A 14900-nucleotide genomic window follows, 5' to 3' on the forward strand; every position below is an offset into this window, starting at 1 on the left:
TTCGTACGACAGTCAAAAAACGCGTCAAACTCGTCTCCCCGGCGCTCTCGCGGGCATGGGACTAGGCGTCATCCTCGCGCCTACAACCCTTGGCCGGCTGGCTAGCCGCACAGTTCGTGGGCCGCCGCGACTATCGCCGACACTTGCGGCAATGCCGCTTGTTCCAGGTGTTTGGCATAGGGCATCGGTACTTCGGCGCTGCATACCCGCGCCGGCGGTGCGTCCAGTTCATAGAAGGCCTGTTCGACGATTCGCGCCATGATCTCGGCCGCCAGGCTGCCGCTGCGCCAGCCTTCGTCGACCACCAGGGCGTGCCGGGTCTTGCGCACCGAGGCCAGCAGCGTGGCATCGTCCAGCGGGCGCAGCACGCGCAGGTCGATGACCTCGGCGTCTATGCCCTCCCCGGCCAGTTGCTCGGCAGCCGCCAGCGCCTTGCCCAGGGTGCCGCCGTAGGCGATCAGGCTCAGGTCGCGGCCTGCGCGGCGCACCTTGGCCGAACAGATGTCCACCGGCACGGCCTCGTCCAGTTCGCCTTCGAGGTTATAGAGCTGGGCATGCTCGAAGATCAGCACCGGGTCGGGGTCCTGCAGCGCGGGCCAGAGCATGCCGCGGGCATCCTCCAGGGTGGCCGGGGCGAGAAGCTTCAAACCGGGGATATGCGCGAGCCAACCTTCCAGGCTGTGGGAATGCTGGGCCCCCAGTTGCCGACCGGCGCCGGTGGCCATGCGCAGCACCAAGGGCACGGAGAACTGGCCGCCGGACATATGCCGCAGGGTCGCCGCGGTGTTGATCAGCGGGTCGAGGGCGAGCAGACAGAAGTTCACCGTCATCACCTCGACGATCGGCCGCATGCCGCCCAGCGCCGCGCCTATGCCAGCGCCGACGAAGCCCAGTTCGGACAGCGGCGTATCGCGGATACGCTCGGCGCCGAACTCCTCGAGCAGGCCCTTGGACACCGCATAGGTGCCGCCGTAACAGCCGACGTCCTCGCCCATCAGGAACACCCGAGGGTCACGCTGCAGGGCTTCGCGCAAGGCCTGACGCAACGCCTCGCGGTAGCTTATGCGTCTGCTCATGCTGCGCCCTCCGTGCCTGGCGACTCCGTGTAAACATCCCGGCATAGCGATTCGACCGGCTCAAGGCTGCCGGCTTCGGCAAAGGCGACGGCGGCCTCCACTTCGGCGCTGACCGCGCTGTCGAGGGCCAGGAACTGCGCCTCGTCCAATAATCCCTGGGCCTTCAGCCGCGCGCTGTAGCTGTGGATGGGGCCACGTTCCTGCCACTTCGCAACTTCGGCCTTGTCGCGATACAGCTCGGGATCGAACATCGAATGGGCGCGAAAACGGTAGGTCCTGAGCTCGAGAAAGTACGGCCCCAATCCCGCCCGCACCTGTTCCACCGCCTGGCGCGCGGCCTGGTGCACCGCCACCACATCCATGCCGTCCACCGCCTGGGTGACCACCTTATAGGCCGCCGCCTTGGCGCACAGATCGGTCTGCGATTGCGAACGGGTCAGGGCGGTGCCCATGGCGTAGCTGTTGTTCTCGCAGCAGAACAGCACCGGTAGTTGCCACAGCGCCGCCAGATTGATCGCCTCGTGAAAGGCGCCTTCGGCCATCGCCCCTTCGCCGAAGAAGCACACGGCGATCCGCGAGCCACCCTGCATGCGCTCGGCCAGGGCCAGACCCACGGCCAACGGCAGGCCGGCGCTGACTATGGCATTGCCGCCGAAGAAGCGCGTTCTGGCATCGAACAGGTGCATCGAGCCGCCGCGCCCGTGGGAGCAGCCTTCCTGCTTGCCGTACATCTCGGCCATGATAGCCGTCATGGGGATGCCCTGGATCAAGGCATGGCCATGCTCGCGGTAGGTGGCCAGCACCGCATCGTCCGGCGCCAACGCCCGCAGCACGCCGACCGCCACTGCCTCCTCGCCGATATACAGGTGCAGGAAACCGCGGATCTTGCCCGCGCCGTACAACTCGGCGGCGCGCTCCTCCAGGCGCCGAATGCGCAACATGTCGCGCAGCAGGCTCTGGGCGAACGCCTGCGGGTAAGGCACCCGTGGCGCGCTCATAGCGGGTTCTCCAGGGTCGAGGTGTCGCCTTCCGGCAAGCCCAGTTCGCGCGCCTTGAGCAGGCGGCGCATCAGCTTGCCACTGCGGGTGCGCGGCAAGCTGGGCAGGAACGCCAGCTCCTTGGGCGCCACCGCCGCGCCCAGGCGTTTGCGCGCGTGGCCGAGCAGTTCCGCCTGCAACTGCGGGCTCGGCTCCACGCCGCTTTTCAGCGAGACGAAGGCCTTGACCATCTCGCCCAGCAGCGCATCGGGAATGCCGATCACCGCCGCCTCGGCCACCGCCGGGTGCTCCATCAGCGCGCTTTCCACCTCGAAGGGGCCGATCAGGTGGCCGGCCGACTTGATCACATCGTCGCTGCGGCCCACGAACCAGTAGTAGCCGTCGGCATCGCGGCGGGCCAGGTCGCCGCTCAGGTACCAGGCCCCGACGAAGCAGCGCCGGTAGCGCTCCTCCTGGCCCAGATAGGCGCGGAACAACGACGGCCAGGGCTGTTTCAGCGCCAGTTCGCCGACCTGCCCATCGTCCAGCAGGCTCAAGCTGCCGTCTGCATGGCGTTCGACTATGGCGGCTTCGACGCCCGGCAGCGGCTTGCCCATGGAGCCAGGCTTGATCGCCATGGCCGCGGTATTGGCGAGCATGATGCCGCCGGTCTCGGTCTGCCACCAGTTGTCGTGGATCGGCTTGCCGAGCACCTCCTTGCCCCACCACACCGCCTCGGGATTGAGCGGCTCGCCGACGCTGGCGATAAAGCGCAGCTGTGGGAAGTGATGGCTGCGCGCCAGTTCCGCGCCGGCCTTGATCAACAGGCGGATGGCCGTGGGCGCGGTGTACCAGACGTTGACCCGCTCCTGTTCGAGAATCTGGTACCAGCGCTCGGCGTCGAACTCGCCGCAGTCGACCACGCTGGTCACCCCCAGCAGCAAGGGCGCGAAAATGCCGTAGGAGGTGCCGGTGACCCAGCCCGGATCGGCGCTGCACCAGTAGATATCATCCGGGTGCAGGTCGAGGGCGTACTTGCCGGTGACCAGGTGGGTCAATGCCGCCCCGTGCACATGCAGCGCGCCCTTGGGGGCGCCGGTGGTACCGCTGGTGAAGTGCAGCAAGGCCGGGCTGTCGGGCGTGGTCGGCGCGACGGCGAAGGTCTCCGAGGCCTCCGCCAGCAACTGGTACAGGCTGTGGGTGCCTTCGACCGGCGTATTGGGGCCGCCGTTCTCGTCGTACAGCAGCACATGCTGGAGCGCCGGCAGCCGCTCGCGGAGCGCCGCCACCTTGCGCCGGTACAGGCTTTCGCTGGTCAGTAACACCGCGCCCTCGCCTAGGCGCAAACGGGTTTCGATCGGCTCGGGGCCGAAGGCAGAAAACAGCGGCGACACCACGCAGCCGTTCTTCAGGCTGCCGAGCATGCCCAGGTACAGCTCCAGGCCGCGCCCGCAGAGCAGGAACACCCGCGTGCCAGGGCCGACGCCGAGATTTTTCAGCACAGTGGCGAAGCGGTTGCTCAGGCTGCTCAGCTGGCCGTAGTCGATCTCACGGCGCCCACCGTCGCGCTGCAGGATGCGCAGGGCCACATGGCGCCGATGCGCGCCCAGGGCATGTCGATCCACGGCTTCGAAGGCCAGGTTCAGCCCGCCCTCCGGCAGGCCGCTCAGCCCCACCGCCTCGGTGCGCCAGGAGAACGCCGCGCGCGCCGCGGGGCTGTCCCACCAGTTCGGCTCGACGGGCCAGTCACTGGGCGATTTTTCGATGATCTGCGAACGCATCTAAGGCTCCTTAGGCATTGCCGCTCAGCAAAACCGGTAGTGCTGCGCGATGGCGAGCGGGCTGCTGTTGCCCACCAGTTGCAGATAGCGGTCGTAACGGTAGGTCGGGCCCTCCTGGCAGACGTAGCTGCTGCCCAGGTAGCAATGGCCGCACAGGCCATCGGCGCAATGCATGCGGCGCTCCAGCGAGAGCCATATCTTGTCCGCCGCGATGCCCCGCTGCAGGCAGGCTTCGGCGCTCGCCAGCATCAGCGGCTCCGGCCCGCAGCACAGCAACACCTCGGGCGGCTGGGTGGCGAAGAGTTCGGCGAAATGCTCGAGCGGGCTGCCCTGGCGCTGCCCTGGCACGGCCTGGTCGCAGGTTTCGATAAAGCGCAGCGTCTGCCGCCAGCGGGCGCGTTCGCGGCCCAACACCTGGGCGGCGGCATGCCGGGCGCCATAGATCACGCTCAACTGCGCGGGCAGTTGATGGCGGCTGGCGTTATCTATCACCCCGGCCAATGGCGCCAGGCCGCAACCGCCGGCCACCAGCAACACCCGGTTGTCGCTGAAGAACAGCGGCCAGCCGCGGCCGAATGGCCCGCGATAACCCAGTATGGCTCCCGCGGGCTGTTCGAATAGCGCCTGGGTGAGCCGGCCGGTACGGCGCACCAGGGCGCTGAAGTGGCCCTGGGCGTCCGGCAGGCTGATATAGGTGAAGGGCGCTTCGCCAACGCCTGGCAGGGTCAGCATAAAGAACTGCCCGGGCAGTACGGCCCGATCACTGGCCCGCGGTTGTTCGATGCGCAGGCTGACATGGCGGGCGTCTTCGCCATCGGCATACTGCTCGAGCAGCAACAACCGGCGTGGGGTGGCGTCGATCATGGCCGCGCCAGCCTGTGCATCACCCCATGCACGCCGATGGCGCCGGGACAGACCCGGTCGCAGCGGCCGCAACCGACGCAGCCGTAGGCCGCGAAGCGCTCCTTGAAGGCATCGCCGAACTTGTGCGCCCAGAAGCGCTGCACCCGCTGCCCCGCCGTGGCGCTGGGGTTGTGCCCGCTGGCCTCCTGCTGGAAGCCCTGGTACAGGCAGGAGTCCCAGACCCGTTCGCGCTGCAGGCCACCCTGGGCGCTGGTTTGCTCTAGCGGAGCGAAGCAGGAGCAGGTCGGGCATACCGAGGTGCAGCCGGAACAGCCCAGGCAGCGCAGGCCCAGTTCTTCCCAGGTGCTGCTGTCGATGGCATCCAGATTGAGCTGGACTATGCCAGCGACTATCTCCTCCTGCGCGCCCTGCTGCGCCGCTACCCGGGCTTCGTTGGCCACCCGCTCGGCCTGCCAGTCGTCATCGGCCTGGGGCAGCTGCAGCCCCTGCAAAGCGGCCTGCCCGGCCTCGCTGGCGACCAGCAACAGCCAGTCGGCGTCCTCGCTCTGGCGCGGCAGCAGGATCAGATCGGCCGTCTGCTGGCGCACCGCCGGCCCGCTGCCGACCGTGCTGCAGAAACCACCGGCGCAGCTGTGCAGGCAGTCGATACCGACCAACAGGCTGGCCTGGCGACGCGCCTGGTAATGCGGGTCATTGACGAAGAACTGGTCCTGATAGGCCACCGCCTGCAGGTCGCAGGCGTGCAGGCCGAACAGCACCTGGGGCACGACCTGCGGCAGGGCCGAATAGAACTGGCCGCCCTCGAAGCGAAACAGCAGTTCGCGCTCGGCGAAGAAGAAACTCTTGGCGGAAAACGGCGGCGGCTCGGCCGCCGGCTCGAAGGCATGCAGATCCTGGCTGCTGACCGTCTGCCAGTGCTGACCGCCCTGGCCATCCGGGCGCACTTCATACAGGCGACGCTGCAGCGCCAGGTGGGCGCGCAGGCGTTCCGGCCGATCCAGGCTATAGGCTTGCATGGGTTACCTCGCTGGCGCCGGCCGCGCGACTCGGCGCCTGTCCAGGCGGCAGAGGCTGCAGCGCCACCGCGCAAGCCTTGAGCTCGGGCATCTTGCTGATGGGGTCCTGGGCGTCGTTGGTCAGGCGGTTACAGGGCGCCTCAATAAAGTGATAGGGCATGCTCAGGGTGCCGCGGGGTAGGTCATCGGTCAGCTCTATCCGGGTTTCCAGAAAACCGCGCCGCGAGCGCACCCGCACGCCCTGATGCTGGGCCAGGCCCAGTTCGGCGGCGTCCATAGGGTGGATAAACAGCAGCCCGGCCGGGGTTTCCCGCTCCAGCAGCGGCGATTTGCGGGTCATGGAGCCGCAGCCGTAGTGAAAATGCAGACGCTGGGTGGTAAAGGCGAAGGGATATTCGGCATCCGGCAGCTCATCGACATCCACCTGGGACACCGCCAGCAGCCGGGCGCGACCGATGGGGAAACGCTGCCGATGCAGAATCGGCGAGCCCCGGGGGTGCTCGGCATCGCAGGGCCATTGCAGGCCATGCTTGGCCTCCAGCGCCGGGTAGCTCATGGCGGAGAAGCTCGGCGTCAGGGCCGTTATCTCGGCAAATAGCGCCTCGGCGTCACGCCAGGCCATGCCGGCATAACCCAGGCGCGCGGCCAGCTCACCGAGTATCTGCCAGTCGCTGCGCGCCAGCCCCGGCGGCGCTATGGCCTGGCGGATGCGCTGCACGCGGCGCTCGCAGTTAGTGAAGGTGCCGTCCTTCTCGGCGAAGGCCGCGGCCGGCAGCACCACGTCGGCCTGCTGGGCGGTGGCGGTCAGGCTCAGCTCCACCACCACCAGAAAATCCAGGGCGGCGAAGGCGCGGGCCACCTGGTTCTGGTCCGGATCGGTCTGCAGCGGGTCCTCGCCCATGATCAGCAAGGCGCGCAGCTCACCCTGCTGCGCCGCATGCATCATCCCCAGCGAGGTCAGCCCCGGCGCTTGCGCCACTTCGGTGCCCCAGGCCGCGGCGAACTTGGCGCGCACGGCCGGGTCGCTGGCCTCCTGGTAGCCGGGGTAGACATTCGGCAGGCAGCCCATGTCGCAGGCGCCCTGCACATTGTTCTGCCCGCGCAGCGGGTTGATGCCGGTACCCGGCCGGCCGATCTGGCCGCAGGCCAGCACCAGATTGGACAGCGCGATGACGTTGTTGGTCCCGCTCTGGAACTGGGTGATGCCCATGCCGTAGGCGGTAAAGGCGGCCTTGGCCTGGCTGAACAGATAGGCCACGCGCTCCAGCTCCGCAACGCCGATGCCGCACTGGGCGCTGCATTGCTCCAAGGACAGGGCGGCCAGATGGCGGCGTAGCGGGGCTATGTCCGCGCAGCGCTCGGCGAGAAAGGCGGCGTTCTCCCAGCCATTGGCCAGGATGATCTGCAACAGGCCATTGAGCAGCGCGATATTGCTGCCCAGGCGCAGTTGCAGGTGGATATCGGCCAGGCGCGCCAGGCGTGTCTTGCGCGGGTCGACCACCACCAGGGTGGCGCCGCGAGCCTGGGCGCGTAGCATGCGCGCGCCGATCATGGCGTGGTTCTCGGTGACATCGGCGCCGACCACCAGGATCAGGTCGGCCTGGTCGATATCGGCGATGCTGTTGCTCATCGCCCCCGACCCCAGGGTGCGGCTGAGGCCGGCCACCGAGGGGCTGTGACAGATGCGCGCGCAGTGGTCGATGTTGTTGCTCTTGAGCACCGCGCGGGCGAATTTCTGCGCGGCGTAGTTATCTTCATTGGTGGCGCGGGCGCAGCTGATCACCCCCACCCCGCTCGGGCCGCGTTCATCCAGGGCGCTGCGCAGGCCATCGGCGACCAGGTCCAGGGCCTCGTCCCAGCTGGCCGGACGAAATTGGCCATGTTCCTTGATCAAAGGCTGGGTCAGGCGGCCATGCGGGTCGATGGCGAAGCTGCTGGCCCAGCCCTTGGCGCACAACTGGCCCTGGCTGACCGGGTGTCCGGGTTGTGGCTCGACGCCTATCACCCGGCCGTCCTCCACCCGCAGGCCCAGGCCGCAGCCGACCCCGCAGAAGGTGCAAATGCTCGGTACCACGCGCATCCCGATCTCCCAGCCAGCCCCCGACTCTTGCAGGCTAGGCCCCGGACGATGCGCGGCCTTTGATCCGGATCAAGGAATGCGCCAGTAAGCGGCCTTAGGTTTGATCTCAATCACCAGGGCCAGGATATGCAGCGCCACCGAATGGCGCATAGGCGGCTCGGCAATCAGTAAAGGCGTTGATATTGGCTCTCAACGATTCTGCGTGATCCGCGCCTGTTGTTGGCGGCCTTCCAGCCTGCTGGCCGTGCCAACGAATAAGGCGGCTCGGGCGTTGATCGAGATCAGCAGGCGCCGCGCGGACCGCGTGCATACTGCAAAAACTGCACGGCGGCTTGACGGGCAGCCTACACAGACAATGCTCAAGCCATGTAGCAACCCTGGGAGCAGCGCCATGGCCACCGAATTTCCCCTGTTGTTCGCCCTGCACGGCAGCCAGGCCTATGCCGAGCGGGTGGCGCAGCGCCTCGGCTGCCAGCTGGCCGAGCATGAGGAGCGCCTGTTCGAAGATGGCGAACATAAGAGCCGGCCACTGCAGGCGGTCAACGGCCGCCAGGTGGTGGTGTTCCATTCGCTCTACGGCGACAACGAGCAGAGCGGCAACGACAAGCTGTGTCGCCTGCTGTTCTTCTGTGGCGCCCTGAAAGACGCCGGGGCCCGCCGTGTGCAGGTGGTCGTGCCCTATCTGTGTTACGGGCGCAAGGAGCGGCGCACCGAGTTTCAGGACCCGATTATCAGCCGCTATGTCGCCGCCATGTTCGAAGCCTGCGGCGTCGACCGCCTGCTGACGCTGGAAGTGCATAGCGACGCGGCCTTCGACAATGCCTTTCGCATCCCCAGCCAGAACCTGCCGGGCGCCGAACTGTTCGCCGAGCATTTCGCCGCCCTGGTGGCCGATGCCGAGGTGGTAGCCGTCTCCCCTGACGCGGGCGGCACCAAGCGAGCCGAACAGTTTCGCCTCGCCCTGCAGCGGCGCAGCGGGCGACCGGTGGGGAGCGCCTTTATGGAGAAACACCGGCGCAACGAGCTCGTCAGCGGCGCCCTGCTGGTAGGTGATGTGCAGGGCAAGACGGCGATCATCATCGATGACCTGATCAGTACCGGCACCACCCTGCTGCGCGCCGCCCAGGCCTTCCAGGCCGCTGGCGCCAGGCGCATTCTGGCCGGTGCGGTGCACGGCCTGTTCACCGGCGGCAGCGAACTGCTCGACAGCCCGTTGCTGGAGCAGCTGGTGGTGTTCGACAGCGTGCCGCCGTTTCGCCTGGACCCGGCGCTGGCGAGCCAACGCCTGCAGATTATCGATTCCAGCGCCGCGGTGGCCGCGCTGCTGGCCGAGGAATATGGCCTAAGCCTCGACAGCCAACAGGCCTAGGGAACAACGGACTAATGCCCAGGCGAGCCTGGGCATTAGTCGTTAAAGCGTCAGCAGCACGCGCCCACGGCTGGGGCAGGTTTCCATATAGCGGTGGGCGGCCACCACTTGCTCGAAGCTGTACTGGCTGTCGATCAGCGGCTGCAACAGGCCGTCGGCGGTGAGTTGGTTGATGCCCTGCAGTGCCTTGGCCACTGCGACTTCGTCCTGGGGGATGCCCAATTCTTCCTTGCCGGTGAAGTTGCCGATGCAGTGCACGAAGAACTGGATGTTCTTCTGGAACGCGGCGCAGGCCGGAAATGGCGTTTCGTTGCCGCCTTGCAGATCGAACAGGATCAGCCGTCCCCGTGGCGCCAGGGCGTCGCCCAGCAGGCACATCTGCGGGCCGCCGAGGGCATCCATCACCACGTTGACGCCGCGACCATCGGTGAGCTTGCTGACCCGGCTGACCAGGTCCTGCTCTTCGGTGAGGATGATATGGTCGGCGCCCAGTTGCTTGAGGAAGTCGCGGTCCTCAGCATGCTCGGTGGCGGCAATCACCTGCGCGCCCAGGGCCTTGCCCATCTGTACTATATAGGGGCCCCAACAGCGGCTGGCGGCGGTCACCAATACGGTTTCGCCGGGCTGCAGACGCGCCAGTTCGACGAAGCCGAACCAGCCCACCATGGACGGCAAATAATGCACGCAGGCCTGCTGCGGGCTGAGATTGTCCGGATAACGGGTCAGCGAACTGCGCGGCAGCACCACCTGTTCGGCATAGGCCGGATAGCGGTTGGCGCTGTGCCCGGGGAAGCTGGCGACCTTATCACCGAGAGCCAGGTCGCTCACCCCGGCACCGAGCGCCAGCACAGTGCCGGCCAGTTCATGGCCGAGGCCCGCCGGCAGCTGCACCGCGGTATTGGCCAGGTTCTGCCGCCACAGCACGTCGTACCAACTGACGCCGATAGCCTCGACCCCAATCAGTACTTCGCCAGCCGCAGGCGTGGGGCTCGAGCGCTCTTCGATTTTAAGGACGTCGGCCTCGCCGAACTGATGAAAACGAATGATGCGGGACATTGCGAACCTCGTCGGTTGACCCCTAATGGCCCGGACTTTATCCGGGCTTTACCGGCAATGCCACAGCGCCGGGCTGATATTCACCATGCTTGTCGATGATGATGCCAAGGTTTTGCATCATTCGCGCTCATGTATTGCCTGGCACGGGCATTCGGCATTAGCCTGAGTCGCGCGCAAAACTGCCGCCACTCCAGAATGGACCCCGGATGAACCGTAACGATCTTCGCCGCGTCGATCTCAACCTGTTGATCGTCTTCGAAACGCTGATGCATGAGCGCAGCGTGACCCGCGCGGCGGAAAAACTCTTCCTCGGCCAGCCGGCCATCAGCGCCGCCCTCGCCCGCCTGCGCAGCCTGTTCGATGACCCGCTGTTCGTGCGCACCGGGCGCAGCATGGAACCCACCGCCCGCGCCCAGGAAATCGCCGGTTTGCTCTCACCGGCGCTGGATTCGATCTCCACGGCGGTCAGCCGCGCCGCCGATTTCGATCCGGCCACTAGCAATACGGTGTTTCGCATCGGCCTGTCGGATGACGTCGAGTTCGGCCTGCTGCCGCCTTTGATCAAACGCCTGCGCGCCGAAGCGCCCGGCGTGGTGCTGGTGATCCGCCGCACCAACTACCTGCTGATGCCGGCCCTGCTGGCCTCAGGGGAGATTTCCGTGGGGGTCAGCTACACCGAGGAACTGCCCGCCAACGCCAAGCGCAAGACTCTACGTCGCTCCAAGCCCAAGTTACTGCGCGCCGATGCGGTGCCCGGTCCGCTGAGCCTCGACGACTACTGCGAGCGCCCCCATGCGCTGGTGTCCTTTGCCGGAGACCTGGCAGGCTTCGTCGACGAAGAACTGGCCAAGGTCGGCCGCAAGCGCCGTGTGGTGCTGGCGGTGCCGCAGTTCAATGGTCTTAGCACCCTGCTCGCTGGCACCAATCTGGTGGCCATGGTGCCGGACTACACCGCTGCCGCCCTGACCGCCGCTGGCGGCTTGCGCGCCGAAGACCCGCCCATGCCGACCCAGCCCTTCGAGCTGTCCATGGCCTGGCGCGGCGCCCAGGACAACGACCCGGCCGAACGCTGGCTGCGCTCGCGCATCCAGATGTTCTGCGGCGATCCGGACAGCCTGTAGGCGCAATCCCGACGTAGGATGGGTTGAGCCGTAGGCGATACCCATGCGGGAAAGCCACGATGGGTATCGCTGCGCTCAACCCATCCTACGTCTGCATTGATATAACCCGTCGAATCATCATCGCTGATGATACTTACCTTTGCCGCGTTCGATTCGTGCCGCACCTACGGCCGCCGCAGACTCCGCCCATCAACAACAGTCTCTGGCGGAGCTATCCATGGATCAGTCCAACACAGCCCTTTGGCATCTTCCCCTGACGCTGGCAGCGATTGTGCTGCTAAGCGCCTGCGGCAAAGCCCCCGAAACCCTGCAGCAGATGCCGGCCGCCAAGGTCAGCGTGGCTGAAGTCATCCAGCAACCAATCAACGAATGGGACGAATTTACCGGCCGTCTGGAAGCGCCGGAATCGGTGGATATCCGACCACGGGTGTCCGGCTTTATCGACCGCGTGGCCTTCACCGAAGGCAGCCTGGTGAACAAGGGCGACCTGCTGTTCCAGATCGACCCGCGGCCGTTCCAGGCCGAGGTCAAACGCCTCGAAGCCCAGTTGCAGCAGGCCCGTGCCAGTCAGGCACGCACCGCCAGTGAAGCCCAGCGTGGCGAGCGTCTGCGCAAGAGCAATGCGATCTCCGCGGAACTCGCCGACGCCCGTGCCAGTGCAGCCGCCGAAGCCAAGGCGGCGGTAGCCGGGATCCAGGCTGAACTGGACAACGCCCGCCTCAACCTAAGCTTCACCCGCGTCACCGCGCCCATCGAGGGCCGCGTCAGCCGCGCCGAGATCACCGCAGGCAACCTGGTCACCGCCGGGCAAAGCCAGCTCACCACAGTGGTCAGCACCGACAAGGTCTATGCCTACTTCGACGCCGATGAGCGCGTGTTCCTCAAGTACGTCGAACTGGCCCGCCAGGCCGGCGGCCAGACCCGCGATGCCAGCCCTGTCTATCTCGGCCTGTCCAGCGAGGACGGTAACCCGCACCTGGGCCAGTTGGATTTCCTCGACAACCAGGTCAACCCCAAGACCGGCACCATCCGCGGCCGCGCCGTGTTCGACAACCGTGACGGCCAGTTCACCCCCGGCCTGTACGCCCGCCTCAAACTGGTCGGCAGCGGCCAATACGACGCCAGCCTGATTCAGGACGCGGCCGTGGGCACGGACCTCGGCAAGAAGTTCGTGCTGGTGTTGGGCAAAGACAACAGCGTGCAGTACCGCGCCATCGAGCTGGGGCCGAAACTTGAAGGCCTGCGCATCGTGCGCAACGGCTTGGCCAAGGGCGAAAAAATCGTGGTCAACGGTCTGCAGCGCGTTATGCCTGGTGCCACCGTCGATCCGCAAGCCGTGCCGATGGCCGACGAGCAGACCCTGGCCACTCTGGCGCGCCTGCGTCAATCCGTGGACAGTCGCGATGCCCCTAGCGTCGCGGTGAAGAACGCTCCCGCCACCACTGCACCACGCAGCTAACAGGGCACGACCATGAATTTTTCCCAGTTCTTTATCCAACGGCCGATCTTCGCCGCGGTGCTCTCCTTACTGATCCTGATCGGCGGCGCCATCTCGCTGTTCCAGCTGCCGATCAGCGAATACCCGGAAGTGGTGCCGCCCACAGTAGTGGTACGCGCCGCCTTCCCCGGTGCCAACCCCAAGGTGATAGGTGAAACCGTCGCCTCGCCGCTGGAGCAGGCGATCACCGGTGTCGAGGGCATGCTGTATATGTCGTCCCAGGGCACTGCCGACGGCAAGCTGACCCTGACCATCACCTTCGCTCTGGGTACCGACCTGGACAACGCTCAGGTGCAGGTGCAGAACCGCGTAACGCGGACCATGCCGACCCTGCCCACCGAAGTGCAGCGCCTCGGTGTGACGGTGGACAAGGCCTCGCCCGACCTGACCATGGTGGTGCACCTGACCTCGCCGGACGACCGCTACGACATGCTCTACCTGTCCAACTACGCCGCGCTCAACATCAAGGACGAGCTGGCACGCCTGGACGGTGTGGGCGATGTGCAATTGTTCGGCCTCGGCAACTACTCGCTGCGCGTCTGGCTCGACCCGAACAAGGTGGCCTCGCGGGGCCTCACCGCCAGCGACGTGGTAGCCGCCATTCGCGAACAGAACCGTCAGGTCGCCGCCGGTTCCCTCGGCGCGCCGCCCTCGGATGCGGGCAACAGCTTTCAGCTGTCGATCAACACCCAGGGCCGCTTGGTCAGCGAGGAAGAGTTCGAGAACATCATCATCCGCGCCGGTGAAGATGGCGAAATCACTCGCCTGAAGGACATCGCGCGAATCGAGCTGGGCTCTAGTCAATACGCCCTGCGCTCCTTGCTGAACAACAAACCGGCAGTGGCCATCCCGGTATTCCAGCGCCCCGGTTCCAACGCCATCGAGATTTCCGATGCGGTGCGCGCACGCATGGCCGAACTGAAGCAGAGCTTCCCCCAGGGCGTGGACTTCGAGATCGTCTACGACCCGACCATCTTCGTGCGCGGTTCCATCGAAGCGGTGGTGCACACATTGCTTGAGGCCATCCTCCTGGTGGTGCTGGTGGTGGTGCTGTTCCTGCAAACCTGGCGCGCCTCGATCATCCCGCTGGCCGCCGTGCCGGTGTCGTTGATCGGCACCTTCGCCGTGATGCATATGTTCGGCTTCTCGCTCAACGCGCTGTCCTTGTTCGGCCTGGTGCTGGCCATCGGCATCGTGGTGGACGACGCCATAGTCGTGGTGGAGAACGTCGAACGTAATATCGGCCTGGGTAAAACCCCGGTGGAAGCCACCCAGCAGGCGATGAAGGAAGTCACCGGGCCGATCGTCGCCACGGCCCTGGTGCTCTGTGCGGTGTTTATCCCCACAGCCTTTATCTCCGGGCTTACCGGACAGTTCTACCAGCAGTTTGCGCTGACCATCGCCATCTCGACCGTGATCAGCGCCTTTAACTCGCTGACCCTCTCCCCTGCCCTGGCCGCCGTGCTGCTGAAAAGCCACGATGCGCCCAAGGATGGTTTCTCCAAGGTGCTCGACAAGCTGTTTGGCGCCTGGTTGTTCAAACCGTTTAACCGTCTGTTCGACCGCGCGAGCCATGGCTATGTCGCCACGGTGAAGCGTGTGCTGCGCGGCAGCTCGATTGCCCTGGTGGTGTATGCCGGGCTGATGGGCCTGACCTACCTGGGTTTCGCCACCACGCCGACGGGTTTCGTACCGGCGCAGGACAAACAGTACCTGGTGGCCTTCGCTCAGCTGCCGGATGCGGCAACCCTGGATCGCACCGAAGCAGTGATCAAGAAGATGTCGGAAATCGCCGGCAAGCACCCCGGTGTGGAAAACACCGTGGCCTTCCCTGGCCTGTCGATCAACGGCTTCACCAATAGCCCAAACAGCGGCATCGTCTTCACCCCGCTTAAGCCGTTCGACGAGCGCAGCGATCCGTCGATGAGCGCCACGGCCATCGCGGCTGAACTGAACGCCCAGTTCGGCGAGATTCAGGACGCTTATATCGCCATCTTCCCGCCACCGCCGGTGCAGGGTTTGGGCACCATCGGCGGCTTCCGCCTGCAGGTGCAGGACCGTG

Annotated in this window: 11 protein-coding genes; 4 read left to right on the forward strand and 7 right to left on the reverse strand. The window is 66.2% G+C overall.

Features of this window, described 5'->3' with window-relative positions; all coding sequences use genetic code 11:
* Positions 1–101 precede the first annotated feature (101 nt).
* The 6 genes from Q8Q83_RS01805 to fdhF are packed head-to-tail and all read right to left on the reverse strand — an operon-like array spanning position 102 to position 7794.
* Positions 102–1076 carry an alpha-ketoacid dehydrogenase subunit beta gene (locus Q8Q83_RS01805; RefSeq protein WP_305620608.1) on the reverse strand — a complete coding sequence of 325 codons (975 nt, stop codon included), beginning with the start codon at positions 1074–1076 and terminating at the stop codon, positions 102–104.
* On the reverse strand, positions 1073–2074 hold the full coding sequence (gene pdhA / locus Q8Q83_RS01810; protein ID WP_305620610.1) for a pyruvate dehydrogenase (acetyl-transferring) E1 component subunit alpha: 1002 nt from the start codon (positions 2072–2074) through the stop codon (positions 1073–1075). The genes Q8Q83_RS01805 and pdhA overlap by 4 nt, the downstream gene beginning before the upstream one ends.
* Positions 2071–3834, reverse strand: coding sequence for an acetate--CoA ligase (acsA, locus tag Q8Q83_RS01815; RefSeq protein ID WP_305620612.1), 1764 nt, complete (start codon positions 3832–3834; stop codon positions 2071–2073). The genes pdhA and acsA overlap by 4 nt, the downstream gene beginning before the upstream one ends.
* 24 nt (positions 3835–3858) lie before the next feature.
* Positions 3859–4698 (reverse strand): FAD/NAD(P)-binding protein, encoded by an 840-nt coding sequence (locus Q8Q83_RS01820; protein WP_305620613.1) that lies wholly within the window; start codon positions 4696–4698, stop codon positions 3859–3861.
* Positions 4695–5714, reverse strand: a complete 1020-nt coding sequence (locus Q8Q83_RS01825) for a 4Fe-4S dicluster domain-containing protein (RefSeq protein ID WP_305620615.1) — start codon at positions 5712–5714, stop codon at positions 4695–4697. The genes Q8Q83_RS01820 and Q8Q83_RS01825 overlap by 4 nt, the downstream gene beginning before the upstream one ends.
* Positions 5701–7794 carry a formate dehydrogenase subunit alpha gene (fdhF, locus tag Q8Q83_RS01830; RefSeq protein ID WP_305620616.1) on the reverse strand — a complete coding sequence of 698 codons (2094 nt, stop codon included), beginning with the start codon at positions 7792–7794 and terminating at the stop codon, positions 5701–5703. Before fdhF ends, Q8Q83_RS01825 begins: the two co-directional genes overlap by 14 nt.
* Positions 7795–8185: 391 nt before the next feature.
* Here fdhF and Q8Q83_RS01835 point away from each other — a divergent pair, with 391 nt between their 5' ends.
* Positions 8186–9163: a ribose-phosphate pyrophosphokinase gene (locus tag Q8Q83_RS01835; RefSeq protein ID WP_305620618.1), complete on the forward strand. Its 978-nt coding sequence runs from the start codon at positions 8186–8188 to the stop codon at positions 9161–9163.
* 42 nt (positions 9164–9205) lie between these two features.
* Here the strand turns inward: Q8Q83_RS01835 and Q8Q83_RS01840 are convergent, their stop codons facing one another.
* Entirely contained in the window at positions 9206–10219 is a 1014-nt protein-coding gene (locus tag Q8Q83_RS01840) for a zinc-dependent alcohol dehydrogenase family protein (RefSeq protein ID WP_305620620.1), read from the reverse strand.
* A gap of 206 nt (positions 10220–10425) precedes the next feature.
* Between Q8Q83_RS01840 and Q8Q83_RS01845 the strand changes: the two genes are divergently transcribed.
* The 3 genes from Q8Q83_RS01845 to Q8Q83_RS01855 all read left to right on the forward strand — a co-directional run.
* Complete coding sequence (locus Q8Q83_RS01845; protein WP_305620622.1) at positions 10426–11340, forward strand: LysR family transcriptional regulator; 915 nt, start codon at positions 10426–10428, stop codon at positions 11338–11340.
* Between the two features lie 217 nt (positions 11341–11557).
* Entirely contained in the window at positions 11558–12799 is a 1242-nt protein-coding gene (gene mexE, locus Q8Q83_RS01850; RefSeq protein ID WP_305620624.1) for a multidrug efflux RND transporter periplasmic adaptor subunit MexE, read from the forward strand.
* Between the two features lie 12 nt (positions 12800–12811).
* On the forward strand, positions 12812–14900 hold a 2089-nt coding region (locus tag Q8Q83_RS01855; RefSeq protein WP_305620626.1), incomplete at its 3' end, for an efflux RND transporter permease subunit.

Origin of the sequence: Pseudomonas sp. (assembly GCF_030696055.1) — a bacterium.
Classification (GTDB): domain Bacteria; phylum Pseudomonadota; class Gammaproteobacteria; order Pseudomonadales; family Pseudomonadaceae; genus Aquipseudomonas.

Coding starts and splice junctions, on each gene's coding strand:
- Q8Q83_RS01805 (WP_305620608.1), bottom strand. CDS start 1,076: ATGAGCAGACGCATAAGCTACCGCGAGGCGTTGCGTCAGGCCTTGCGC.
- pdhA (WP_305620610.1), bottom strand. CDS start 2,074: ATGAGCGCGCCACGGGTGCCTTACCCGCAGGCGTTCGCCCAGAGCCTG.
- acsA (WP_305620612.1), bottom strand. CDS start 3,834: ATGCGTTCGCAGATCATCGAAAAATCGCCCAGTGACTGGCCCGTCGAG.
- Q8Q83_RS01820 (WP_305620613.1), bottom strand. CDS start 4,698: ATGATCGACGCCACCCCACGCCGGTTGTTGCTGCTCGAGCAGTATGCC.
- Q8Q83_RS01825 (WP_305620615.1), bottom strand. CDS start 5,714: ATGCAAGCCTATAGCCTGGATCGGCCGGAACGCCTGCGCGCCCACCTG.
- fdhF (WP_305620616.1), bottom strand. CDS start 7,794: ATGCGCGTGGTACCGAGCATTTGCACCTTCTGCGGGGTCGGCTGCGGC.
- Q8Q83_RS01835 (WP_305620618.1), top strand. CDS start 8,186: ATGGCCACCGAATTTCCCCTGTTGTTCGCCCTGCACGGCAGCCAGGCC.
- Q8Q83_RS01840 (WP_305620620.1), bottom strand. CDS start 10,219: ATGTCCCGCATCATTCGTTTTCATCAGTTCGGCGAGGCCGACGTCCTT.
- Q8Q83_RS01845 (WP_305620622.1), top strand. CDS start 10,426: ATGAACCGTAACGATCTTCGCCGCGTCGATCTCAACCTGTTGATCGTC.
- mexE (WP_305620624.1), top strand. CDS start 11,558: ATGGATCAGTCCAACACAGCCCTTTGGCATCTTCCCCTGACGCTGGCA.